The following is a 22,974-nucleotide window of genomic DNA, read 5'->3' on the forward strand; positions in this document are numbered from 1 at the left end:
GCTTGGAAAACAGAGATTCCACAGAAGAGTCGATAAATGCTGATCACTCTTTTCTCTTAGGTCGGGTTTTCCCGATACAGGCGTTAGGAACTAGCGTCTTCAAACGTCGATAGATAACCTCTATGTTCAAAACTATTTTTGTACGTAAGTTGTCTAGGTGAAGCGTCAGAAACCTCGGACGCAGCAAAGCGAAGTCCGTAGGTAGTTCATTAGCCTTGTGTCTGTAGAGTGGGTTAGGCGGTCATAATCCAACAATCCGTCGTAACCCACCAACCTACTTGTAATACATGAGCAATTTAAACCAATACGATTATTATTTAGTGCTTGATTTAGAGGCTACTTGTTGTGAACTGCTCCGCAGCACCGAAGGTGAACGGGGAACGATCAAGCGGCACGAGATGGAAATTATTGAAATAGGTGCTGTTATGGTGGAAAAACAGGATTTAACGATTGTTGCTGAATTTCAAACTTTTATTAAACCTGTTCGTTATCCTATCCTGACTAATTTTTGTAAGTCCTTAACTTCTATTACTCAAACGCAAGTGGATCAGGCTCCCTCTTATCCCGAAGCCGCTATTCTTCTCAAAAAATGGCTATCTAATTATTCTAATGCTGTGTTTGGGTCTTGGGGAGATTATGATCGCCATCAATTTCTACAGGATAGTAAGTTTCATCAGGTTCCTTTTCCTATTGCTTATCCTCACGTTAATTTAAAGCAGTTATTTAGTGAGCGGCAAGGTTTACCGAAACGTTATGGTATGAAAGAAGCTCTAGAACTTGCCGGTTTGACGCTTTCTGGTACTCATCATCGGGGGATTGATGATGCTAGAAATATTGCCAAGCTATTGCCTTATATTTTGGGGAGAAAACAGTTAAATCCTCTGTAGTTTAAATAATCATCAAATTTTAGATTTCTTAGAGTAGGTTAGGCGGTAATAATTTTTAAAACTCAACCACACTTTAACAATTCGCCGTAACCCGCCACTAACAGTATGGTATTCTAAATAACCGGCTCTCCTGCGGCTTATAAAGTACCACCGACATCAATCAACCTGGCTAGTTTATTTATGCCCTACTAACTTACTGACGATAAGCAAAAAATAAAGCCGCTTCTATATCTTTTAACCTCTTGCTAAGAGGGTTTTACCGAAAATTAAGGGTCTAAAGCCCCGTCCTTTTAGGCTTGTCCTGAGCGATAGCGAAGGGACGGCTTTTTTGATCTAGCTTGCCAACTGAGTATTTATATGCTACGATAGTTTTATACTCAAGTAAAGAGCGTAAATGTTTGTTTTAGAATTCAAGGTCGAAGCTAAAAAACAACAATATCAAGCGATAGATGATGCTATTCGCACTTCTCAATTTATTCGTAATAAATGCTTAAGGTATTGGATGGATAATAAAGGAGTGAACAAGTATGATTTGTCAGCGTATTGTAAAATTTTAGCTCATGACTTTAAATTCGCTTCTGAATTAAATTCTCAAGCAAGGCAAGCAAGCGCCGAAAAAGCCTGGTCATCAATATCACGATTCTTTGATAACTGTAAAAAAAAGATACCAGGAAAGAAAGGTTATCCTCGCTTTAAAAAGTTTTCTCGTTCAGTTGAGTATAAAACAACAGGATGGAAACTTATTACACCTAAGACTATTAGCTTCAGTGACAAGAAAGGCATTGGAACACTCTCTTTAAAAGGGACTTGGGACTTAGCTTATTTCAAAGATTCTGATATTAAACGAGTTAGACTTATTAGACGTGCCGATGGCTATTACTGTCAGTTCGTTCTTTCTTGTGAGGTTACTGAAGATATTAAACCATCTGGTAAATGTATTGGCTTAGATGTAGGATTAGCTTCTTTCTACACCGACCAACAGGGTTCGAAAGTTGATAACCCTATATTTTTAAGGAAGTCTGAAAAGCGGTTAAAAAGGCTGCAAAGAAGATTATCGAAGAAGGTCAAAGGGTCTTCTAATAGACAAAAAGCCAGACAGAGATTAGCCAAAGTTCATCTTAAAGTAAGTAGGCAGCGTAAAGACTTTGCTGTAAAGTTAGCCAGGTGCGTAGTTCACTCTAACGATGTGATTGCTTATGAGGATTTAAGAATAAAAAACTTGGTTAAAAATCACTGTTTAGCTAAGAGTATTAACGATGCTGCGTGGTATCAATTTAGAGAATGGATAGAGTATTTTGGGAGCAAGTTTAGTAAAATAACTGTTGCTGTGCCACCTCAATACACAAGTCAGAATTGCTCTAATTGTGGTGAAACTGTTAAGAAGTCTCTATCAACAAGGACTCATGTTTGCTCATGCGGTGCTTGTTTAGATAGAGATGAAAATGCAGCACTTAATATTTTAAAACTCGGATTAAGTACCGTAGGGCATACGGGATCTAAAGCTTCTGAAAGTGAAATTCTTTCAGCGTTAGCTACAGCTAATGGGGGAGAAGATACCTCTACTTTGATAGGAGTAATTTTATCTAAGCAAGTATCCTCTGTGAACCAAGAATCCTCGACCATGCGCGGGCGAGGAGTGTCAAAAGAGTTAAAATTGGGCGACTCACAATTGATAAAGATAAGTTATGATTCGACCGATCACACCCGATGATAAGACCGCGCTGATAATACTAGCCGAAAAAGTCGGACTGTTCGGGCCCAATGAGCTTAAGGTACTTGACGAAATGCTAACCGGCTACTTCGGCGACAACAGCGATAGCGACCACTTTTGGCTCATCGACGATGAGGAGGAGCCGGTGGGGGTTGCATATTGCCAAAGCGAACGTATGACGGTTGGGACATGGAACCTGTTGTTAATCGCCATCCGACCCGACCGTCAGAGGCAAGGACGCGGTGCGGCACTGATACAATATGTTGAGCAAATGTTGACGGCGCGTAGCGAGCGCTTGCTTCTGGTGGAAACGTCTGGTCTGGAGAGTTTCGAGGGTACGCGGGCGTTCTACCGTAAGTGTGGTTTTAGTGAGGAGGCCCGAATCCGCGACTTTTATTCTTCGGGCGAGGATAAAATTATTTACCGCAAAATGCTAAGAGAAGCGTAGGGTTGGCCCTTTTATGCTATAGCCCGCATAAGATTATTTTGTTTGGTTTGCCCCCACCCTTGTTGGGTGAGGGATGAAAAGGGATAATCACGCGCCGCATTAATATTAGTTAAACCTTTTGACTAACTGCCTTACGGTATAACTTTTGAATAACCTGCAACAGTTTATCAAAAGTCTTGTTAGAAGATTCTTTATTAGCCGGATCGAGGAGTTGCAATTTATCTAATAACAAGGCTTCTTGAGTTTGCACCTCTCCATCGCTATAAATTAACCCACTGAGAGATTCTAATAACTTTAAATAATCTTCTTCAGTAGGATTTTCCCCTAAATATTCCTCTAACCAAACATAACATTCAGCCGGCTTAATCGGTTTCAATTCCGATAAATACTTTTGGATTTCTGGGTCATTAGCGAGAGCATTTTCTTCGGCCATTCGATGTAAATATTCTCGTTCAGAAGGTTGAATCACACCATCGATCCAAGCCGCACCGATAACAATCTTCATTAATTGTTTAATTCTTGGTTGATTTAAGTTTTGTTTGCTGTCCATTTTTAAAATCCTTTGACTAACTTCACCATAAAAAAACCGTCCATAAGATGCAGATGAGGTAAAACCTTGATCCACCCGGGTGTTGTCGCAAAAGCGGCAGCAGGAGAAGAGGAAAGAGGCGGCTGTATTTGCCAATTCGGATGATGATGGAGAAAGGCTTCTATGAGTTTTTCATTTTCTAATGGGTTCAGGGTACAAGTGGCATAAACTAATACCCCTTTCGGTTTGATCCAACTAGCCGCTTCTTCTAGGAGTTCTCTCTGTAAAACAGAAAGTTCCTCGATCTTTTCGGGTGTTTGTCGCCAACGAATATCAGGCCGTTTGTGCAGGGTTCCTAGTCCTGAACAAGGCGCGTCTATGAGTACGCGATCAGCCGTTTCTCGAAATTGAGTTAATTGACGACTGTCACCGCTACAGATCTTAATAGAGTTTAGTTGGAGACGTTGGGCATTTTGTTGTACTTTCCGAAGTCGAGAAGCTACGCGATCACAAGCCCAAATTGTTCCTCGATCCTGCATCAGTTCAGCGATGTGAGTGGTTTTTCCTCCAGGGGCGGCACAAGCATCAATAATAATTTCTTCAGGTTGTGGATCTAATAGATGAGTCACTAATTGGGCGCTACTATCTTGTACTGTCCACCACCCCTCCTCAAACCCAGGTAATTGAGAAATTGATCGGCTTCCCCCTATTAATCTTAATGCTTGGGGGAGGTGAGGGACAGGTAAAACTTTTACCCCTGCCTTGGAAAAACCCAACTCGACCTCCTCAACGGTGGTTTTTAAAAGGTTTACCCTGATATCGATCATAGCGGGTTGGTTAAACCATTCGCAGAGTTTTTCGGTTTCGCCTTCTCCCCATTCTTCTAACCACTGTTGGACGATCCAATTGGGAAAACTATGTAAGACTCCTAAACGATTAATCCTATCACTGGGTAATTCTAAAGGATCTTTCCCTTGTGCTTGGATACGGTCATACTGTCTTAATATTCCATTGACGACTCCGGACAGTTTTCCGAGTTGATTTTTCTTGGCGAGTTCTACGCTGGTATTCACGGCGGCAGAAACCGGAATTTGATCTAAATAACGCAGTTGATATAATCCTATTTGCAGAATGATGCGTAGGTCCGGGGGTTGCTGAGTGGCTGTTTTTTTACCGAGTTGTGTGATTAATTGGTCTAGTGTTCGCACTCGGCGTACAATGCCATAAACTAATTCTGTGACTAAGCCGCGATCTAAACTTTTTAGTTGTGCTTGCTTGAGTCCCTGATCTAAGGCGATATCAGTATAAGCGTCTTTTCGATAAATGTCTCGAAGAATTGTTACCGCTAATTGTCGAGGATCGGTTTCTAATTTCATTAAAAGTCATTAGTTATTAGTCATTAGTTATTAGTCATTGGTCATTAGAGGATTTAGGAGGTTTGCTGGTCGATTAGTGACGCTTTCAGTCGTGATTGATTTAAGGGTTGACTTTGATGCTTAAACTAAGGACTAACGACCACTGACTAATGACTAACTATTAATATTGTAATCCTTTGAGAGATAACTGTTTTTCTGATGGGGTTAATCCTTTACATTGTATTAATACCCCAAAGCCGCCTAAACCGCTTGGATCGATCAACTGATGTAAAGCGTCTCGGCGTTGAATCACTTCCCCAAAATTATACTGGCCACTGGAAAGTTCAGCAAGGCGATCTCCTAATCCCAAGGACATTAAAAACATTCCTTGTTTTGTGCTACCTAATTTTTCTAATCCACATAATTCGCCTTGACGTTCTAGGGCGGTAAAATCTATGTGAGTGGTTATATCTTGAAGTCCAATATTGATATAAGGGTCGTGGTGATGATGATGTTTATAGTAACAGTTTAATGTGCCGCGATAGCGTTGGGGATGGTAGTATTTATGGGCGGGATACCCATAGTCAATGGTTAATAAGTACCCTCGTTTTAGCTTTTTAGATAGGGTTTCTAACCAAGATAAGGCGGCTGTATTGACTTCGGTCTGATATCCTTCGCGATAAGCATCAGAAGGTAGTTCTACTCCCACTAACTGAAAATATTGATTGAAGTCTTGTGTGGGTTTGTCGATTATCTCTTGAAATTGATTATCAGAGTAAGTTACATAAATTTCTTTTAACTCTCCTCCTTGTATGGCTAGTCGATGAACGGGGAAAGCATCTACTAATTCATTACTAAAGGCACAGCCAATAATAGATTCATCTGCTATGTCTTGCCAAGTTTTCCACTCGATTTTAATGCCTTGAGCAAGTTCTGATTGTAACTGTTCTTTTTGTCTTGCTATCAAGTCTAGGCTTTGTTCTATTATTTGATATTCTAATTTTTCTAATAAATCAGGAGCAGTTTTTCTAAAATAATTTAAAATGTCTGATGCCAATAATCCTAACCCGGCTCCCATTTCCAGCAAAATAAAATGAGAGGGCTGCCCTAAAATTTCCCACATTTCTATAAATTGTTTAGCTAATAATTCCCCAAAATCAGGGCCTAATGAAGAGGAGGTAAAATAATCTCCTGACTTGCCGATTTTCGCTTTTTCCGAGGAATAATAACCGAATTGAGGATGATAAAGCACTAGCTGCATATACTCAGAAAAACTGATTCTATGTAGAGGAGATTGATGAATTCGTTCAGTAATAGTCTTAATCAGCGTTGATTCAATCATTTTAACCTAAATATTCCTTAAAAGGCTTAAAAAATAGATGAGCTTGTCCTAAAATTATTAGATGAGAAATTGACGTAAAAATTAGGAAGTTTATGAACTTAGAAATAGATAACCGGAAAAAACACACAGAACATCATAATCATTCCTGTATTAAGTGTTAAGAAGAAAGGGTAACTACAAAAAGAAATGATAACCTATTTTTTCATAAGAGAGTGATTAGTCATTGGTCATCAGTCCTTGGTACTTAGTTTAAGCGTCAAAGTCAACAATTAAATCAATCACGACTGAAAGCGTAACGAATCCACAAGCAAACCCTCCGAGTACCTCTAATGACCCATGACCCATGACTAACGACTAATGGGCGCAAGCCTTGCGCCCCTACTAATGACTAATGACTAACGACTAATGACTAATGACTAATGGCTAATGGCTAATGACTAATGACTAATGACTAATGACCAAAATGCTAGATAATGGGCAATGCGTCTAAATTGACCCCTGTAGCCCAGGAAATATAATACAATTTGTATTACAGTAGTAACTAGATCAACAACTATGAGAACTCATTATTGTGGCGAATTAAGAGCAAGTGATATAGACAAAACCGTGACCCTGTTCGGGTGGGTAGATCGTTATCGGGATCATGGGGGGGTCATCTTTGCCGATCTACGCGATCGCACGGGAGTGGTGCAAATTGTCAGTGATTCGCAACGGACACCTGAGTCTTATCAAGCCGCCGCAACTCTACGCAACGAATATGTGATTAAAGTAGAAGGGAGAGTGAGCAAACGTCCTCCAGAATCGCTCAATCCTAAAATTCCTACTGGTGAAGTCGAAATTTATGCCGATAGCATTGAAATTCTTAATGGAGTTAATAAACAACTTCCTTTTGTAGTGTCCAGTGAAGAGGCCGAATTAGTCCGCGAAGAAGTCCGCCTAAAATATCGCTATTTAGACTTGAGACGTGAACGCATGATGAACAATCTCAAATTGCGTCACCAAGTGGTTAAGGCGATGCGGCGTTATTTAGAAGATCAACAAAATTTTATTGAGGTAGAGACTCCTATTTTAACCCGTTCCACCCCTGAAGGAGCCAGAGACTATTTAGTTCCCTCTCGGGCTAACCCCGGCAAATGGTATGCTTTACCTCAGTCTCCCCAATTATTTAAGCAGTTGTTGATGGTATCGGGAGTAGATAGATATTATCAAATCGCGCGGTGTTTTCGAGATGAAGATTTAAGGGCCGATAGACAACCCGAATTTACTCAATTAGATATGGAAATGAGTTTTATGTCTCTTGATGAGATTTTAGAACTCAATGAGGGGTTAATTGCTCATATTTTCAAAAGCACTAAAAATATAGATATTCCTCTGCCTTTACCCCGTCTTACATATACTGATGCTATGGGAAAATACGGGACAGATCGCCCGGATACTCGCTTTGGATTAGAGTTAGTTGACGTTTCCGAAATTGTCAAAGATTGTGCGTTTAAAGTTTTTTCTGGGGCGGTGAGTAGTGGCGGCGTGGTAAAAATTTTACCGATTCCTGAAGCGGCTAACGTTATTTCTAATGTACAGATTAAACCCGGTGGAGAGTTATTTAAAGAAGCCGCCGAAGCCGGAGCAAAAGGAATTGCTTATATTCGCATTAAAGAAGGCAATGAATTAGATACCATTGCGGCCATTAAAGATAATCTGAGTGAGGAGCAAAAACAGCAATTAATCGAAAAAACAGGAGCTAAACCCGGTTATTTATTGCTGTTTGGGGCTGGAGATGTAGACACAGTTAATAAATCTTTAGCTCGGTTACGGTTAGTGGTTGGGGAAAAATTAGGGTTAATTGATAAAAACAAAATTAACCTACTGTGGGTCACAGATTTCCCGATGTTTGAATGGAATGCCGAGGAGAAGCGTTTAGAAGCGTTACACCATCCATTTACCGCGCCTAAACCCGAAGATTTACATGATTTATCTCATGCTAGAGCTTTGGCTTATGATATGGTTTTTAATGGGATAGAAATCGGTGGGGGCAGTCTGCGGATTTATCAGCGAGACATTCAAGAAAAAGTGTTTGCCACCATTGGATTATCGATGGAAGAAGCTTACAGTAAATTTGGCTTTCTTCTAGAAGCATTTGAGTATGGAACGCCGCCTCATGGGGGTATTGCTTACGGGTTAGATAGATTAGTCATGCTGTTAGCCGGTGAAGAATCTATTAGAGATGTGATTGCTTTTCCGAAGACTCAACAAGCCAGTTGTTTACTCACAGAAGCCCCTTCTACAGTTGAACCTAAGCAATTGAAAGAATTGCACATTGCTTCGACTTTTAAACCTAAATCATAACTCGGTGGGATGCGTATTAGGCGCATCCTCTCAAAACTGAAAAACCTAGCTGACTTTGATTGACTTTATGAAACTGCTAAAAAAATTAACTGTAAACCATGACTCGCGCTCCCTAATAGCAGCAAAAACCCTGTCTGTGGTTGGGGCGCTTGCATTATCTGTTGTCTTAATCTCATTGCCAACCCTAGCTAGAGGAATTTCTACCTTAAGGGGGAGCGGACGTATTAATGTACGTACCCAACCAACCATTAATTCTCCTGCGCCTCAGTATGGACTAGCAGGCGATCAAGTCAAGGTTCTTGAATGTGTACAGGATCGAGACAAAAAAGGCAGCGATCTTAACTGGTGTAAAGTCCAGTTTGTTCGCTCAAAAGCCGTCGGTTGGATTCGCAGCGATTTCATTATCTTTGCTGATGGCGGGGAATAGAATTTTTAAAATTTGCTGATTTGTGCTAATAATTAATAAACATCATCCCTAGTGAAATTCATGCAACATAGAACTAGACTCAAGATAAAACCGCTCTTTTTCGCTCTGACTTTGCTTACCGGCTTGAGCTTTTCGGGGTGGATTCAAGCTCAAACGGCAACTAATGGGGCTTTAATTCAAGCCCTAGAAACTTTCTTGAAAAAAGAAGGGTTGACGCTTCAAGAAACTAAGTATCGCTCGGTTGAAATTGACCTTAACGGTGACAAGAAAAAAGATGCTTTAGTTTTGTTTCAAGACATGAATTGGTGTGGTTCTGGCGGCTGTACGATGCTGGTATTTCAAGGAATAGAAAAAGGTTTTCGCCCAGTTTCTCAGATTACCTTAGTTCGAGAACCTGTGATAGTTAGCGAAACTCAAACTAAAGGTTGGCGCGATATTGTGGTTCGGGTTAGTGGCGGAGGTGGAGAGACAAAAAATGTTGCTCTAAAATTTAATGGTTCTACCTATCCCTCTAACCCTTCGAGTGAAAAAGCTTTATCGCCACAAACTAAAATTGGCGGCGTTGTCGTCTTTGCTGAACCTCGCTAGGTAAGTAGTCGGACTCCCAATAAAGTTAACTATGAGATTGGGGAATGGGGAAAGGGCAATGGGGCGCAGGCTTGATCCTTTTAAATTATCTATTTTGAGGTGAAGTTGGTGCAGGAGTCGGAATTGGGGCTGGTGTTGGGGCTGATGTTGGGGCATTCTTTTTTTGGTTAGCCTGATCAATTTTCGTCATAAAATAATTTTCATTATAACTAATGGCTCTTGCTAATTCTAACCCTTGTTGAAAGGCGGCTATGGCGCTTGAATAATTATTTTTAGATAAATAAATTTCTCCGATTTTATCATAAGCATTCATCAGCCCATAATAATTATAAGACCTTTGCTCAACTTTAATTAACTCTCCATAAATTTGTAAAGCATAATCATCTTGTTTGTACTTTCGATAGAGGTCTCCTAATTGAGTTAAAGCTTTGCCGGCTGCGCCATATTGTTGCAGTGCCCAAGCTAAAGAAAAAGCTTCTTGAAAATTTTGACTGGCTTTTTCAGGTTGATTTAAAGTATCATAATCTTGCCCGATCAAAATTTTTATATCAGGAATAGATTGTATTTGCTGATTTTTTAAATAATTATTGGCTAAATCTTCTTTGATTTTGACAGCATTGGCCGGTTGCAGGGTTTCGCTATAAATTTCAGCTAATTGTTTTAAATAAATTCCTTCTTGATAAGAATCTTGCTGTGATTGAGCAATTTTTAATAAGTCTTCATAAATCGGAGCGGCTTTACCATAATCAAAACGAGATAGATATAAGTCGCCGATAGTAGTTAAGGCTTTAGTCTGTGTGGGTAAGTCTCCCTGCTGACGGGCATTAGCGAGAATTTGTTGCTGAATATTGATAGATTGATCGATTTTACGTAACTGTTGATAAGCAGTAGCAAAAGCGTCTAACAATTGGGGGGTTAAAGGGCCTTTCTGTTGGGCTTGTTGTTGTACCAGTACGAGGCGGGTACTGATATTTTTAACATCTTGGGTGCGGCTTTTATCCCAAGCGATGGCACCCACTCTTCCTAATGCCTGTATCTCTTCCAAATTTCCTAAAAATCGTCTTAATCTTAATTCCCGATACCAAATTTCAAAAGCCCCATCGGTGTTACCTGCATCAAGTTGTGCTTTGGCTTGGGTGTCTAACTCATCTAAGGCTTCGCGCAGTCTACGCACCTCAAAAGGGGTGAGGGGACGTTTCAGACTAGGGATTAAAGGATCTTTAATGGGAATTTCTAGGGGACTCGGTTCAAAGCTTTGAGCCGCATTGGCTAAGTTCCCCGTTTCTTGGGAGATGGAAATGGTGAAAACAAGGGCAATCACAGGTATTATTTGGCTCAATGGTTTTAAATAGCTCATATTTCCTCAGTCAGTCCTGTAATTTTTAATCTAGTCTAGAAATCGATATTTGTTAAGATGTTAAAAATTAAATAACTGTGCCCAGTTTATCTGAAAACTGCTGAGACTATATTGATTTAAAATAGTCCTAGCTCAAGAAGCGAAGTAGATTATTGATAACGATGAAGCTCTCAATACCTTCTCAACTCTCCAGATGGATATTTTTAATCCTGAATATTGGTCTAATGGTAATAGTAACAGCTTGTAGTGTCTCTGGGCGAGTGATGGCAGAACAACGAATGTTTCTGGATCTGTCTTTAGAATTTTTAGGCCAATACCAGTTACCGAAACAAAATTATCAAGAAACTCCTGTAGGCGGCTTATCTGATCTGACTTACAATAACAAAATTAACCGTTTTTACGTTATCTCTGATGATCGTTCTCTGCTTGCACCGGCTCGATTTTATACTTTTAATCTGAACATTTCCCCAACGGGTATTGACAAGGCGACCATTGAAGGGGTGACATTTCTTAAAAACGAGCAAGGACAAACTTATCCGAAAAACAGTATTGATGCTGAAGGGATTGCTTTATCTCCCAGAGGAACCGTGTTTATTTCCAGTGAAGGCGTGATTTCACAAGGAGTTGCTCCTTTTCTTGAAGAGTATGATCTCACGAACGGACAAGCTAAGTTAAATGTTCCTCTACCTCAACGTTATCTCCCGAATTCATCGGATGGGCCTCCTCGTGGCATTCAAAATAATTTAGGATTTGAACCGTTAACGATTAGTGCCCCAAGTGTGATTGCCGATGATCCGTTTCGTTTATTTACGGCTACAGAAGCGGCTTTAATTCAAGACAGTCCCGATCATACAACTGAAGAAAATAGTCACATTCGTTTTTTGCATTATGTGATTAATCCTTTTGGAAAACCCTTGGTGGTAGCCGAACATATTTATCCTCTGGATACACCGCCTGATGATGCTTTGTATTATGGATTAACCGCCCTAACGGCATTGCCAAAAGAGGGATATTTTCTAAGTTTAGAGCGCACTTTAAGCTTAACAGGTTTTGGGGCGAAAATTTTTCAGGTTATTAATACTAATGCCAATGATACTTCGAGTTTTGAGACTCTACATGAAATCACACAAATTAATCCTTTGCAGAAAAAATTACTGTTAGATTTAAGTGAATTAAATATTGAGCTTGATAATTTAGAAGGCATGAGTTTTGGCCCTCATTTACCGGATGGAAGTCCCACTTTAGTATTAGTGAGTGATAACAATTTTAAAGATGAGCAAGTCACTCAGTTTTTATTGTTTAAATTGGTGCAATCATCCCGTTAGTTAAATAATTGATAATTGAAAATAAAAAATTGAGAATTGAAAATTTTCATGAGTCAGTTTTTAATAATCAATTATCAATTATCATTGCTCAATTATTGCCTAGGCGCTGGGAAAGCGGCTCTTTAGGAATTAACAGAGGCCTAACGGGCGATAATTGAGGGGTATTTTGTCTAGCTCGGTTACACATGGAAATTAATTTGGCTTTTTCGTTCTCATTGGCTGATAAATTATTTCCTCCTAGATTACAATAAATATTTTCGCTAAGAGGTTGTATTTGCTGAACGACTTGTTGGGTTTGTCCTTGTAATTTTTCAACAGTGGCCATCTGTTTTTGTAACTGTTGGGAAGAGGAGACTAAATTAGATAGTCCATTAACTAAGCGGCGTAAATTACTTCTAAATTCTGGATCACCCACTAATTCATCTACATCTGAAGTGATTTTTTGAGTATTTTCAAAAGTCACTCGGGCAGAATCTAAGGTTTGTTGTAATGTTAAAATGACGGTGGGGTCGTTGATTTTTTCTGAGACTTCTCGCAATTCTTTAGAGACGGCAGCCGCATTAGTTAATAAAGTTTCTAAATCATCAACCATTTTTTCTGTATTAGCAGAGTCTAGGGTTGTATTAATTTTTACGGCTGTTTTGTTCAAATTAGCGGCCAATAGGGTTAATCTATCACTCATCCGATTGATACTTTCAATGGCCGTTGATATACGTTGACGATTTTCTACCACTAACTGATTGGCATTACTCACCAGTTGATTAGCATTGTTAATGGCTTGATTAAGCGCTTGCCGATTTTCTAACAGTACGCTATTAGCATTGTTGACAAAATTTGAGGCACTATCGGCTGTGCGGCTCACTGATGCACTGGTGGTAGCAAAATTGCCGCTCACCTTGCGGATTTCTAGTTGTGCTGTTTTAGATAAGTTGGAAAATTCTTTGGTCAGTCTACTAATATCTTTTAAGGTAAGATTGGCATTTTTGGCGGCTTTGTTCAGATTTTGGAAAAATTCTGGATCGCTATAAGTTTGAGCCAGGCGGGTGAGACTTTCTATCAGTTGACCCCCTGATTCTCCTTGAATACGAGTATTATCACACAAAATTAACTGTTGATTGCATTGTTTACCAAGGGGACTCATGGATTGAGCTTGAGGGGATAGTTGAGCGTTTGGGGTAATGTCAATCGCTGGCTCTCCGATGAGTCCATAACGGTTGGTTTGAATGGTTACATTGCGAGGAATGCGTAGATCGGTTGAACTGATTTCTAGGATAGCTTCTACTTGGTTATCTTTGGGTTTGAGTGCGGTTAATCTTCCTACCTGAACACCTCGATATTGTACAGGAGCGCCGAGTTGTAAACCAGCAACATTATCAAAATAAACGATAAGTCGATAGGATGTTTGACCCCAGTTACCCCCCCGCAACCAAATGGTTATTCCCCCAAAAATCACTAATCCTAAAAGAGCAAATAATCCCACCGCTCCTTCTCGTATAGACCGGGACCTCAGCATGATTGAGCCTCTCTCTGTATAATTACCTGTCGCCTTTCTTTTAACATAAGTTTGCCTGACCGTGCATTCGCTAATTAATGACACGAATTGGACCGTCTATGCTGGCACTGAAAAATTGCCGCACTAGAAGATTATCAGTGATATCAATATCTTGTACCTTACCTTCCCATTGAATCTGACCTTCATAGAGAAATACAACCCGATCGGCTGTGCGGCGGATGGTACTCTCTTGGTGAGATACCATAACATAAGTGCCACAAACTTGAGCCGCCTGTTGTAAACGACGTACTAAATCCTCAATTACAGTGGAGGCAATGGGATCTAAGCCGGCAGTGGGTTCATCATAAAGGATCACCTCGGGATTGTAGCGTGAATCATCTGGGTTCGACATAATGGCCCGAGCAAAACTGACTCGCTTACGCATCCCTCCGGATAATTCGGCTGGATATTGATGGCTAATGCCGGGTAATCCTACCATTTCTAGTTTTTCCTCTACCAGTTGCCGAATTTTGCGCTCTGGTAATTTTGAATGTTGATATAAACAGAAACCCACATTCTCGGCGACTGTTAAAGAGTCAAACAGGGCCGATTGCTGGAAAACCATACTAATGCCGATGGGGTCTTGTTTATCTTCGATTAGTCCTTGGCGATTTTGTCCTTTTATATAAATTTCTCCGGTATCGGGGGCTAATAACCCAGCAATTATCCGCAATAGTGTCGATTTTCCCGCCCCAGATGGGCCTATAATCACTAAAGCTTCTCCAGGATAAATATTTAACTCAATATCATTGAGAATCATTTTCTCGCCAAAGTTTTTACAGATTCCTTTTAGTTCTATCAAGGGTTCTACACTCATTGGTGATGGCTAAATTGTTATCAGTTGTGAGTTATTGCTCTTTTATTAAACCTAAAAGTTGAGTGAGTGGAACAGGTGAGGAGTGCAGAGTGTTGTTTTGACTTGCCTTGGCGGCTTGTCTTGTGTAATCTAGCTATATTATATTAATTCAGTTTAGCCGTTTTGGATCACAAAGCCATTTTTGAGTATCACCCCTTAATTGATTGCCCCACAGTTGGCTTTTGAGAAAGTCTTGCTCAGCCAAACGCGGCTCTAACTGTAAAGAATCTTGAACTAATTGCCCCAGATTATTTTGCGGCTCTTGATGATATAAAGCCACAGCAAGCGCTAGTTTAGCTTGTGGGTTGTGGGGTTCCAGTAAGAGGACTTTATGCCACTGTTCTATAGCTTCTGTTATCGCTCCTATTTCATATTTGATTAAACCTATTTTTAGATAAATATCTGTCAATTGAGAGTTAAGTAATAAAGCCTTATTATAATCTTCTAGAGCTAAAAAATATTTTTCCATCTGATGATAACTCAGACCTCGATTCCAGTAAGCATAAATCAATTGCGGATTGAGAGTCAGTGCTTGGTTATAATCTTCGAGCGCTTGGTCATATTTTTTGAGTTGATAATAGACAAAACCTCGACCATTATAAGCATAGCTAGATTGGGGGTCAAGTTTGAGAGCTTGGTTATAATCTTCAATGGCTTTGTCATAGTCTTCTAGGTGATAATAAGCCAGACCCCGATTATAATAAGCATTAAGATAGAAAGGATTATGCTTAATGGCTTCGGTTAAGTTAAGCCGCATTCTCTGATAATCTTTTTGAAGGTAATCATTCATCCCTTGTCGATGGTAATCTTTGGCCAATTGAGCGGCGATTTCGGGCTTAATCTTCAGACTAAATTGTTCGAGTTTATTTTCTACCTCGAAAGACATTGAATTTAAGATTTTGCTCAAGGAAGTTTCTTTTAAGATTGTTTCAGGTATTTGAAATTGCTCTAAGCTCAAAAACATTTCCCTAGAAATTTCTTCGAGCGCTTCTGGGATTCTATTTTCTTTTTCTTGACTTTTTAGGATAAATTCGATAAGATTGGCTGTCCAAGGTTCTAATGGCTCAAAATGGGTTAATGTTGTCTCTTGCTCAAGAATATCTTTGGCTAAAATGCTAATTTGTGCGACTATTCCTAAAAGCTCTTGGTCAACAGCCACCACTTGAGTGATTAAATCTTGAAAAGGATTTAAAAATTTGATTAAATGCTGCTCAAAGTTGATCGCGATATCCGATAATTTTTCTATATCTTTTTCAATTAAATCGATTTTTTTTTGAAGTTGATAAATTTGATAATATGAGCTTAAATCATCCACAGTATTTTTTAAAATCTGAATTTGTGAATTTTGATCGTCAGATATTTTTTGAATACTTTTACTAATTAATTCTAACTTTTTGAGCATTAGTTGAGCCGAACGATAAAGAATCAAGGTGTTTTGAAAAATTTGATTTTTTTGATTGCTTAAAATTATTCCTAAAAACTCATCATCCTGAAATTTTTTTTCTAGCTCTAGCCGCTCTCGCTCTGCTTGATATAGTTCAGTAAATTTTGTAGAAACAATTTTTTTGATATCTTCAGCTAAAACGACAAAGAATTGCTGATAAGCGGCTTGATATTGGTTTAAAATGCTAATAATTTTTTGATAATCCCCAATTAATTTTTCCAGTTGATTAAATTGTTCATCAAAACTGATACTTTCCACTGAGGAAAAAACCTTCAACCATTGAGGAAAAAATCGGTTGTCTTTTTTGATTAACTGCTGTCGTGCTTGTATTTTTTCTTGTAGCCGCAAAAATTTTCGATTGACTAAAATAGGTAAGGTGTAAATTTTATCATAAATTTTAAGGGTTTTATGGGGAAAAACTAGCTGAAACAGATAATTTGTATTCATCAGTTATGAATCTTGACAGTTTTTAATATTTATTGTAAATCACAGACTCAAGCAGACTTCTATGCAAAAAGATATAGTTCCCTGAAATGTAGTATTCTAGAACTACCCAGAACTAATACAAGATAGATGAGTGAACATAAAATCGTTACCCCCTGATGTTATTAACCTGATCGCGGCTGGTGAGGTGATAGACTCATTAGGCGCAGTAGTTCGGGAATTAGTAGAAAACGCGCTTGATGCCGGCGCAACCCGCATTGTTATTTCTCTGTATCCTGACTTATGGTGGATACAAGTCGCTGATAATGGGCGAGGGATGTCATTAGAGGATTTAAAACGTTGCTCTAATGCTCATAGTACCAGTAAAATTCGCTCTCGAGATGATTTATGGAATATTACCAGTTTAGGATTCCGGGGAGAAGCTTTACATAGTATCGCCCAAGTGGCCATTCTAGAAGTCGCTAGTCGTTTTACCATCGGCCATGATGCCGGCTGGCGTGTTCGTTATAATGCGGTGGGGGAAGCAGAAAGTTTGGAAACGGCGGCCATTGCTCCTGGTACTATTGTTACTGTTTCTAATCTATTTGGGAATTTGCCGGTACGCCGCAAGGGTTTACCCCCGATGACACAACAATTAAAAGCGATACAAACCCTCATTCATCACATCGCTTTGTGTCATCCTCATGTTACCTGGTGTCTGGAACAAAATGACCGCAATTGGTTTAATATTTCTCCCGGAAAATCTGCCCTACAAATATTACCCCAACTGCTGAAACGAGTTCACCAAAATGATTTACATTTACTGATTCAAACAGTGGAGACTCCGGCTTTAAACGATCTACAGACTAATTTACCTCCAATGGTAGAGGAATCTAAAGTCGAATTAGTCATCGGATTACCGGATCGATGTCATCGCCGGCGGGCAGATTGGGTTAAAGTGGCTATTAATGGGCGTATGGTGCGATTGCCTGAGTTAGAACAAAGTATTTTTACGGCTTTTGCTAGGACTTTACCTCGTGATCGTTTTCCGGTGTGTTTTGTTCATGTCAAAACTTGTCCCTCTCATATTGACTGGAATCGTCACCCGGCGAAAACGGAAATTTATTTACATTCTCTGGCTTTTTGGCAAGAAAAAATTGCCCAATCCATTGATGAAGCTTTAAAAATGAATGGGGATAGTCTATCAGATAAAGCGAGTAATCATCGAGTGGTGAAGTTACTCAAAGCTTCTGAAGAAAAAAGCCCTTATAAAGTTGATCCTAAACCCCAGACTCAAACTCGTCATCAAGATTCTATCGGGTTATTAGATTTACAAGCGGTTGCCCAAGTTCGCAATACTTATATTGTGGCTGAACATAGCAATGGGTTATGGTTAATTGAACAACATATTGCTCATGAACGGGTGTTATATGAACAGTTACAAGATGATTGGAAAATTGTCTTTTTAGATACTCCGATTGTTTTAAATCAGTTAACGAGTAGTCAGGTAGAACAGTTACAGCGTTTAGGATTAGAAATAGAGCCTTTTGGGGAGGCATTATGGGCCGTTCGCAGTGCCCCAGAAATGTTATCTAAGCGGCAGGATTGTAGTGAGGCTTTAATAGAATTAAGTTGGGGAGGAGATTTACAAACTGCCCAAGTGGCTACCGCTTGTCGGAGTGCCATTCGCAATGGGACAACCCTGAGTTTAGCGCAAATGCAGAGTATTTTAGATCAGTGGAAAAGAACCCGAAACCCTCGCACTTGTCCTCATGGGCGACCGATTTTTTTATCGTTAGAGGAAACCTCTTTAGCCCGATTTTTTCGCCGCCATTGGGTGATTGGGAAAAGTCATGGGATTTAATTCTGTTTTAACTTAATTTAATTATGGGTGAATGATAGCCCGCCTAGGCGGGCTGAGGTTTTATAGCTACGAGCGAAAAAAAGAGTTATTAAAATTAAGCCGCCGAGAAAGGAGAAGAATCTAAACCCCATTCATGTTTTAAAAAATGCTTATAAAAGTTCTCCTTACACATCATGTGTTGATATAATTCCACTAGAAAGGCCTGGGCTTGTTCTCTAGATAAGTTATTGACGTGATCAGAAAATTGTCTTAAATGAAATTGTTGTTCTAGCGAAAGGTTACCGATTTCTGATGGTTGTAGCATAATGGACTCCCGGGTAAATTTAAATTAATTTTTTAGTAGTTCTAATATAAGCTTGCCAAAATAAATAGTAGAATTGTATCTGCCCAAAGATTTAAATTAGTCTTCTTTCTCGAGAGATATTTAAGATAAATTTTATACAAAAAAGAGCGGTAAAATTTGCTAAAGAACTATCTAAAGACAAATAAATTTCTAAAAATAGAGCATACTTATTAATAATCAATCTACCCAATAATAGATTTTTTAGCACTTAAGATACTTCCAAAGAAGGAAACAAAGATTAATTCGGTTTATTTCTGGGGATTGATGCAAAATTAAGGCTAAAGCTTCTAAAGTTGCTATAGAACTTGAAAAGTCACACAGGAGCATCGAAAGAGGTTTTATCGTTTTCACTCAGAACCAAACATCAAAAAATCAGCATTTGGCGATGTGAGGACGATGCTCAAACTATACAACTTAGGGGTTGTGCAGTTTTTATCGCTGCCGCTTACTGCTCGAGAAAAGGTTGAAAAACGATAACCATTAAATTTCAAGACAGTAAACCTCTCTGAAAAAAACATCTGCAAAAATTAAGATAGGAAACTTATAAGCTTATGATGAATTTAACTGATTTAATTGCATTAGGTACGTTAATTTCTGCTACTTTAATTGTAGTACAACTAATTAATAAACCCAAGTATTTATTCAATTTAGGACTCATCGCAGCAGGAGCATCTTTATTATTTTTTATTAAAACCCTGCCTGCTAGTGCCGCTCCTGAATACCACTTTGCAGCATTAGCGGCTAATGATACCATGAGTCAAGAACAAGCCGACCTTGAAGAAGACCTTAAAGTCAATCCCGGCGGGGGTCATTACACGGGTTTAGAATATCCCGAAAGGATTAATCCTAATAAATTATTAGGCGATCAAGAGATTCAAAATAAAGTGGAATCTATGAGTGATCCAAAAGTCATTGTGGCTGTAACTAATGGTTCAGTTCGCCTGACGGGGAGAGCGAAAGATAAATATGAGGCTCATGACCTTGTAGAAAACGTTAAAAAAATTCCTGGAGTTCGAGAAGTCACCTTTGATTTTAGCTTAGAAAACATCACCTAGGTGTTCTCATTTAGGTTGGATTCTACGCGCCAAACAAAAAACTCGCGCGTAGTTTCTTTTATCTTCCTGTTAAGAGATTTCAACCAGTTCAGGAAGCTTGGAAAGTGCCTGACTCCCCGATGTCCACCTAATTTTAGCTTTTACATAAGCTGAAGAAATAATTATAATATGTATTCAAGAGACATAAAGGCTATTAACCTTAATTGGTAAACAGGATACAATGATTAGCTCACAGTGAACCGTTAAAAAAAGAAAACTGATCCCTGTGAATCATTAACTGTTAACTGATGTAATACCCTTTGGTTTTCTTACCCATTCCCCAATCATTTACACTACTGTTCGATGACTCTCTCTAAGAGCATTTTAAAAAGCTTATTGTAAGAGACTCATCAGCAGTAGTCTAATTGAGAAACAAACAATATTATGGACAATCTAAAAAAACCAACAAGCGGAAAATTAGAACGAGATTTATCTCAACGAATTCAACAATTTTATCGTCAACAATTAGAGCATCAACCCAGTAAGGTCACTTGTCAAATTTTTGAGCAGAAAATTGCCATTATTCTCGAAGAATCTATCACTCCTACCGAGCAACTTTTATTTCAAGAAGGACAAGTAGAATTAGCGCAAAAAGTTCGCTCAAGTATTGATGAGATTATGCAGCAACAACTCAAAGAAGTCATTGAGGAAACTTTACAGGTAAGGGTTGAGGATTTACTGAGTGATTCTACCTTAGAAACCGGCAGAATAGGGATTATTGCGATTCTTTCCGATACTCCTGATGTTCGTAATCCCGATACAATCCCGAAAAATAAACGCAAAATTTCCTCCTAACTGTCCTTGATTAGCATGATTAAACGATCTCTAAATGAAAACAAAAAAGTTGAACCGAGTCTTTTTAGAAGAGGTTTTGAAACAGCGAATAGAACAGATTTACTCTCAGCAACTTAAACAGGAACCAAAAGAAATAAAAGTATATTTTTCTGAGCAAAATATAATTGTAATTATCGAGGGAATTGTGACTAAAACAGAAATTTTTCTCCAGGAAAATTCTCAACACTTTTTAGCTAAACAAGTTCGCTCTGTTCTCAATCGTTTCATTAAATCTGAACTCAAAATTCTAATTGAAGAAGCCATGAAAGTTACTGTAGTTGATCTGCTCTTTAAGGCAAAAGTTGACACGGATCGCCTGGGAGCGATCGTCATTTTTGACATCGAATCTAATTCTGTTGTTTAGCCATTATTAGGGAGGTGCAAAACGAGTATTTTTTATGGATGTAATGACTAATTAAATTTTCTAAATCTCGGATTAAATAGGGTTTACTCAAATAATCATCACATCCCGCCTCAAGAATACGCTGTTTATCTTCAGGAAACGCTAACCCCGTTACAGCAATAATGGGAATATCTTTTGTCTTGGGATTATGTTTGAGATGATGAATAATTTCAAACCCATCAATTCCCGGTAAAAGAATATCTAACAAAATTAGAGAGGGAGTAGTGGTTTGAGCCAGTATTAACCCTTCATCACCACTGGTGGTTGTGGTAAAGGCATATCCCATCGTACTTAAAATGTAACTAATGATGATTAAATTATCATCATCATCATCTATGGCTAATATGTAAGGCTGCTCAGATAACGTTGATTGAATTATAGGAGTTACAAAATTCAAGTCCATCCTCTTTACTCTCCAGTCCATATAGAATGGACGAGACATTCCTTAAAGTGGCGTAATGGCACTTATCGTTGGATTGACTCGTAACGACGGCTTCCAAGTTAATTGCTTTTGCTTGGTTGCTTGTTATCCAGCTAAGGAAAAGCTTAGATCAAGTTGAAAACCGTAACTTTTTCTAATCATAATACACTTATTCAAAAAATTTTTAAAATTTTATAAAGTTCCAATTTTTGAGGTTTTTCGATTTTTAAGGCAATTAATAGAGCTAATATAGGTCGTTTATCGATTTTCTATCTGGCTCATTCAAAAAAACTTTTAATATGTCTGGTTATCTCTTAAAATTATGAAACATTTTTTCTCTCTTTTCGCCGTTGATGAGTAATTTTTCTTAGTTAATATTAATTAACCTTAATTAGTCATGATTCTTTAACAAATTATCTTGAACTCCTTTTGAACCGAAGACAGTCGCTTCTGATGAGCGGCTGCCTTGAAGTAAAGAACTTATAGTTTACAATACCGCTTGTTCTCCGATCCGAAAAGCTTTTTGTTTTAGCGTTCTCATCGCTCGATTAAGTAACTGTCGTGCCCGCTCATGGCTAATGCCGCATTGTCGGCCAATTTCTTTATAGCTCATGCGTTTGCCAGTAAGTAAACCAAAACGTAGAGTAATAATTTCCCGTTGGCGTGGGGGTAAATCTTCCAGTAAGTCGTCAACTTTAGTCATTAACTCTCGTTCAGAAACAAAATCAATGGGTAAAGAAGTCTCATCTGGTAAAACTTCCCCTAATTCTGTCTGATTATCATCTAAAGTGATATTTAAACTTTTAGCATCAGTTCTATAAACAGCATGGCGAATTTCTTGAAGTTTTTCTAGGGGGATTTCCATCCGTTGAGCAACTTCTTGCTCAGTGGGTTTTCTGCCTAATTCACCCGTTAACTCCCGTACACTTTTTTTAAGATGGTTTAAATTCTCCGTCATGTGAATAGGGAGACGAATGGTGCGGCTTTTTTCTGCCAGTGCCCGAGTAATAGCTTGACGAACCCACCAATAGGCATAGGTAGAAAATTTATAGCCTTTAGATGGGTCAAATTTTTCGACAGCGCGAATTAAGCCTAAACTTCCTTCTTGAATTAAATCTAGTAAGGATAAACCGCGTCTTTGGTATCTTTTAGCAATAGAAACCACTAAACGTAAATTGGCTTGAATCATTTGCTGTTTGGCGCGTTGTCCTTGTTCTATAATCTTCTGTTCTGCTGCCGCCAGGTTGTCTTTTTTTAATTCTAATAAGGACAACATTTTTTGCACTTTTGTAGCTAGTTGAATTTCTTCCTCGGAATTTAATAAGGGTATTCTGCCAATTTCTTGAAGATAGGAGCGAACTGGGTCAAGTTTTGGTGTAGCCATAGAAAATTGTTTCTCTTAATCTACGTCAAGGTTAATTAACGGTA

At 38.8% G+C, this 22,974-nt stretch carries 21 protein-coding genes; 11 read left to right on the plus strand and 10 right to left on the minus strand.

The window, feature by feature from the left end; genetic code table 11:
• Window positions 1-287: 287 nt before the first annotated feature.
• The 3 genes from CYAN7822_RS00635 (at window position 288) to CYAN7822_RS00645 (ending at window position 3,046) form a co-directional block, all read left to right on the plus strand.
• A complete protein-coding gene (locus tag CYAN7822_RS00635; RefSeq protein WP_013320295.1) occupies window positions 288-887 on the plus strand; it encodes a 3'-5' exonuclease in 600 nt (199 codons plus the stop codon).
• A 394-nt stretch (window positions 888-1,281) separates the two neighbouring features.
• Complete coding sequence (locus CYAN7822_RS00640; RefSeq protein ID WP_013320296.1) at window positions 1,282-2,598, plus strand: RNA-guided endonuclease InsQ/TnpB family protein; 1,317 nt, start codon at window positions 1,282-1,284, stop codon at window positions 2,596-2,598.
• The gene (locus CYAN7822_RS00645) at window positions 2,573-3,046 is read left to right on the plus strand and encodes a GNAT family N-acetyltransferase (RefSeq protein ID WP_013320297.1); all 474 of its coding nucleotides are present in this window, start codon (window positions 2,573-2,575) and stop codon (window positions 3,044-3,046) included. Before CYAN7822_RS00640 ends, CYAN7822_RS00645 begins: the two co-directional genes overlap by 26 nt.
• A 109-nt stretch (window positions 3,047-3,155) precedes the next feature.
• On the opposite strand, the gene CYAN7822_RS00650 is transcribed toward CYAN7822_RS00645, so the two are convergent.
• The 3 genes from CYAN7822_RS00650 to CYAN7822_RS00660 form a co-directional block, all read right to left on the minus strand.
• Entirely contained in the window at window positions 3,156-3,596 is a 441-nt protein-coding gene (locus tag CYAN7822_RS00650; protein WP_013320298.1) for a tellurite resistance TerB family protein, read from the minus strand.
• Window positions 3,597-3,598: 2 nt separating this feature from the next.
• Window positions 3,599-4,951 carry a 16S rRNA (cytosine(967)-C(5))-methyltransferase gene (locus tag CYAN7822_RS00655; RefSeq protein ID WP_013320299.1) on the minus strand — a complete coding sequence of 451 codons (1,353 nt, stop codon included), beginning with the start codon at window positions 4,949-4,951 and terminating at the stop codon, window positions 3,599-3,601.
• Between the two features lie 160 nt (window positions 4,952-5,111).
• The gene (locus tag CYAN7822_RS00660) at window positions 5,112-6,272 is read right to left on the minus strand and encodes a class I SAM-dependent methyltransferase (protein ID WP_013320300.1); all 1,161 of its coding nucleotides are present in this window, start codon (window positions 6,270-6,272) and stop codon (window positions 5,112-5,114) included.
• Between the two features lie 555 nt (window positions 6,273-6,827).
• On the opposite strand from CYAN7822_RS00660, the gene aspS reads away from it, so the two are divergent.
• From aspS to CYAN7822_RS00675, 3 genes are all read left to right on the plus strand, one after another.
• Entirely contained in the window at window positions 6,828-8,615 is a 1,788-nt protein-coding gene (gene aspS, locus CYAN7822_RS00665; protein ID WP_013320301.1) for an aspartate--tRNA ligase, read from the plus strand.
• Between the two features lie 67 nt (window positions 8,616-8,682).
• Window positions 8,683-9,042 carry an SH3 domain-containing protein gene (locus tag CYAN7822_RS00670; RefSeq protein ID WP_013320302.1) on the plus strand — a complete coding sequence of 120 codons (360 nt, stop codon included), beginning with the start codon at window positions 8,683-8,685 and terminating at the stop codon, window positions 9,040-9,042.
• A gap of 60 nt (window positions 9,043-9,102) precedes the next feature.
• Window positions 9,103-9,630 (plus strand): hypothetical protein, encoded by a 528-nt coding sequence (locus tag CYAN7822_RS00675; RefSeq protein WP_013320303.1) that lies wholly within the window; start codon window positions 9,103-9,105, stop codon window positions 9,628-9,630.
• Window positions 9,631-9,715: 85 nt separating this feature from the next.
• Here CYAN7822_RS00675 and CYAN7822_RS00680 read toward each other — a convergent pair whose 3' ends face one another.
• Window positions 9,716-10,987: a tetratricopeptide repeat protein gene (locus CYAN7822_RS00680; RefSeq protein ID WP_013320304.1), complete on the minus strand. Its 1,272-nt coding sequence runs from the start codon at window positions 10,985-10,987 to the stop codon at window positions 9,716-9,718.
• A 224-nt stretch (window positions 10,988-11,211) separates the two neighbouring features.
• Here CYAN7822_RS00680 and CYAN7822_RS00685 point away from each other — a divergent pair, with 224 nt between their 5' ends.
• Window positions 11,212-12,312, plus strand: coding sequence for an esterase-like activity of phytase family protein (locus tag CYAN7822_RS00685; protein WP_013320305.1), 1,101 nt, complete (start codon window positions 11,212-11,214; stop codon window positions 12,310-12,312).
• Window positions 12,313-12,400: 88 nt separating this feature from the next.
• On the opposite strand, the gene CYAN7822_RS00690 is transcribed toward CYAN7822_RS00685, so the two are convergent.
• The 3 genes from CYAN7822_RS00690 to CYAN7822_RS00700 form a co-directional block, all read right to left on the minus strand.
• The gene (locus tag CYAN7822_RS00690; RefSeq protein WP_013320306.1) at window positions 12,401-13,825 is read right to left on the minus strand and encodes an MlaD family protein; all 1,425 of its coding nucleotides are present in this window, start codon (window positions 13,823-13,825) and stop codon (window positions 12,401-12,403) included.
• A 70-nt stretch (window positions 13,826-13,895) separates the two neighbouring features.
• A complete protein-coding gene (locus CYAN7822_RS00695) occupies window positions 13,896-14,681 on the minus strand; it encodes an ABC transporter ATP-binding protein (RefSeq protein ID WP_013320307.1) in 786 nt (261 codons plus the stop codon).
• A gap of 148 nt (window positions 14,682-14,829) precedes the next feature.
• Entirely contained in the window at window positions 14,830-16,611 is a 1,782-nt protein-coding gene (locus tag CYAN7822_RS00700) for a tetratricopeptide repeat protein (RefSeq protein ID WP_013320308.1), read from the minus strand.
• A 130-nt stretch (window positions 16,612-16,741) separates the two neighbouring features.
• Between CYAN7822_RS00700 and mutL the strand changes: the two genes are divergently transcribed.
• Window positions 16,742-18,451, plus strand: coding sequence for a DNA mismatch repair endonuclease MutL (gene mutL / locus CYAN7822_RS00705; RefSeq protein WP_013320309.1), 1,710 nt, complete (start codon window positions 16,742-16,744; stop codon window positions 18,449-18,451).
• A gap of 94 nt (window positions 18,452-18,545) precedes the next feature.
• On the opposite strand, the gene CYAN7822_RS00710 is transcribed toward mutL, so the two are convergent.
• Window positions 18,546-18,755 carry an NblA/ycf18 family protein gene (locus CYAN7822_RS00710; protein ID WP_013320310.1) on the minus strand — a complete coding sequence of 70 codons (210 nt, stop codon included), beginning with the start codon at window positions 18,753-18,755 and terminating at the stop codon, window positions 18,546-18,548.
• A 590-nt stretch (window positions 18,756-19,345) separates the two neighbouring features.
• Between CYAN7822_RS00710 and CYAN7822_RS00715 the strand changes: the two genes are divergently transcribed.
• The 3 genes from CYAN7822_RS00715 to CYAN7822_RS00725 all read left to right on the plus strand — a co-directional run bounded on the left by CYAN7822_RS00715 (window position 19,346) and on the right by CYAN7822_RS00725 (window position 21,086).
• On the plus strand, window positions 19,346-19,849 hold the full coding sequence (locus CYAN7822_RS00715) for a BON domain-containing protein (protein ID WP_013320311.1): 504 nt from the start codon (window positions 19,346-19,348) through the stop codon (window positions 19,847-19,849).
• Between the two features lie 423 nt (window positions 19,850-20,272).
• Window positions 20,273-20,683, plus strand: a complete 411-nt coding sequence (locus CYAN7822_RS00720; protein ID WP_013320312.1) for a Na-translocating system protein MpsC family protein — start codon at window positions 20,273-20,275, stop codon at window positions 20,681-20,683.
• Window positions 20,684-20,717: 34 nt separating this feature from the next.
• Window positions 20,718-21,086 carry a Na-translocating system protein MpsC family protein gene (locus CYAN7822_RS00725; protein WP_013320313.1) on the plus strand — a complete coding sequence of 123 codons (369 nt, stop codon included), beginning with the start codon at window positions 20,718-20,720 and terminating at the stop codon, window positions 21,084-21,086.
• On the opposite strand, the gene CYAN7822_RS00730 is transcribed toward CYAN7822_RS00725, so the two are convergent.
• Window positions 21,070-21,528: a response regulator gene (locus CYAN7822_RS00730; RefSeq protein WP_013320314.1), complete on the minus strand. Its 459-nt coding sequence runs from the start codon at window positions 21,526-21,528 to the stop codon at window positions 21,070-21,072. The two genes, CYAN7822_RS00725 and CYAN7822_RS00730, sit on opposite strands and share 17 nt — an antisense overlap.
• A gap of 505 nt (window positions 21,529-22,033) precedes the next feature.
• A complete protein-coding gene (locus tag CYAN7822_RS00735; RefSeq protein ID WP_013320315.1) occupies window positions 22,034-22,930 on the minus strand; it encodes a sigma-70 family RNA polymerase sigma factor in 897 nt (298 codons plus the stop codon).
• Between the last annotated feature and the right edge of the window lie 44 nt (window positions 22,931-22,974).

The sequence above is a fragment of the Gloeothece verrucosa PCC 7822 genome (assembly GCF_000147335.1).
Lineage (GTDB): Bacteria > Cyanobacteriota > Cyanobacteriia > Cyanobacteriales > Microcystaceae > Gloeothece > Gloeothece verrucosa.

What these genes read in the sequence shown, in the direction of transcription:
- CYAN7822_RS00690 (WP_013320306.1), bottom strand. Translation starts at nt 13,825, where the DNA reads ATGCTGAGGTCCCGGTCTATACGAGAAGGAGCGGTGGGATTATTTGCT.
- CYAN7822_RS00725 (WP_013320313.1), top strand. Translation starts at nt 20,718, where the DNA reads ATGAAAACAAAAAAGTTGAACCGAGTCTTTTTAGAAGAGGTTTTGAAA.
- CYAN7822_RS00670 (WP_013320302.1), top strand. Translation starts at nt 8,683, where the DNA reads ATGAAACTGCTAAAAAAATTAACTGTAAACCATGACTCGCGCTCCCTA.
- CYAN7822_RS00635 (WP_013320295.1), top strand. Translation starts at nt 288, where the DNA reads ATGAGCAATTTAAACCAATACGATTATTATTTAGTGCTTGATTTAGAG.
- aspS (WP_013320301.1), top strand. Translation starts at nt 6,828, where the DNA reads ATGAGAACTCATTATTGTGGCGAATTAAGAGCAAGTGATATAGACAAA.
- CYAN7822_RS00730 (WP_013320314.1), bottom strand. Translation starts at nt 21,528, where the DNA reads ATGGACTTGAATTTTGTAACTCCTATAATTCAATCAACGTTATCTGAG.
- CYAN7822_RS00645 (WP_013320297.1), top strand. Translation starts at nt 2,573, where the DNA reads ATGATTCGACCGATCACACCCGATGATAAGACCGCGCTGATAATACTA.
- CYAN7822_RS00660 (WP_013320300.1), bottom strand. Translation starts at nt 6,272, where the DNA reads ATGATTGAATCAACGCTGATTAAGACTATTACTGAACGAATTCATCAA.
- CYAN7822_RS00685 (WP_013320305.1), top strand. Translation starts at nt 11,212, where the DNA reads ATGGTAATAGTAACAGCTTGTAGTGTCTCTGGGCGAGTGATGGCAGAA.
- CYAN7822_RS00735 (WP_013320315.1), bottom strand. Translation starts at nt 22,930, where the DNA reads ATGGCTACACCAAAACTTGACCCAGTTCGCTCCTATCTTCAAGAAATT.
- CYAN7822_RS00650 (WP_013320298.1), bottom strand. Translation starts at nt 3,596, where the DNA reads ATGGACAGCAAACAAAACTTAAATCAACCAAGAATTAAACAATTAATG.
- CYAN7822_RS00710 (WP_013320310.1), bottom strand. Translation starts at nt 18,755, where the DNA reads ATGCTACAACCATCAGAAATCGGTAACCTTTCGCTAGAACAACAATTT.
- CYAN7822_RS00700 (WP_013320308.1), bottom strand. Translation starts at nt 16,611, where the DNA reads ATGAATACAAATTATCTGTTTCAGCTAGTTTTTCCCCATAAAACCCTT.
- CYAN7822_RS00715 (WP_013320311.1), top strand. Translation starts at nt 19,346, where the DNA reads ATGATGAATTTAACTGATTTAATTGCATTAGGTACGTTAATTTCTGCT.
- CYAN7822_RS00655 (WP_013320299.1), bottom strand. Translation starts at nt 4,951, where the DNA reads ATGAAATTAGAAACCGATCCTCGACAATTAGCGGTAACAATTCTTCGA.
- CYAN7822_RS00720 (WP_013320312.1), top strand. Translation starts at nt 20,273, where the DNA reads ATGGACAATCTAAAAAAACCAACAAGCGGAAAATTAGAACGAGATTTA.
- CYAN7822_RS00680 (WP_013320304.1), bottom strand. Translation starts at nt 10,987, where the DNA reads ATGAGCTATTTAAAACCATTGAGCCAAATAATACCTGTGATTGCCCTT.
- CYAN7822_RS00640 (WP_013320296.1), top strand. Translation starts at nt 1,282, where the DNA reads ATGTTTGTTTTAGAATTCAAGGTCGAAGCTAAAAAACAACAATATCAA.
- CYAN7822_RS00675 (WP_013320303.1), top strand. Translation starts at nt 9,103, where the DNA reads ATGCAACATAGAACTAGACTCAAGATAAAACCGCTCTTTTTCGCTCTG.
- CYAN7822_RS00695 (WP_013320307.1), bottom strand. Translation starts at nt 14,681, where the DNA reads ATGAGTGTAGAACCCTTGATAGAACTAAAAGGAATCTGTAAAAACTTT.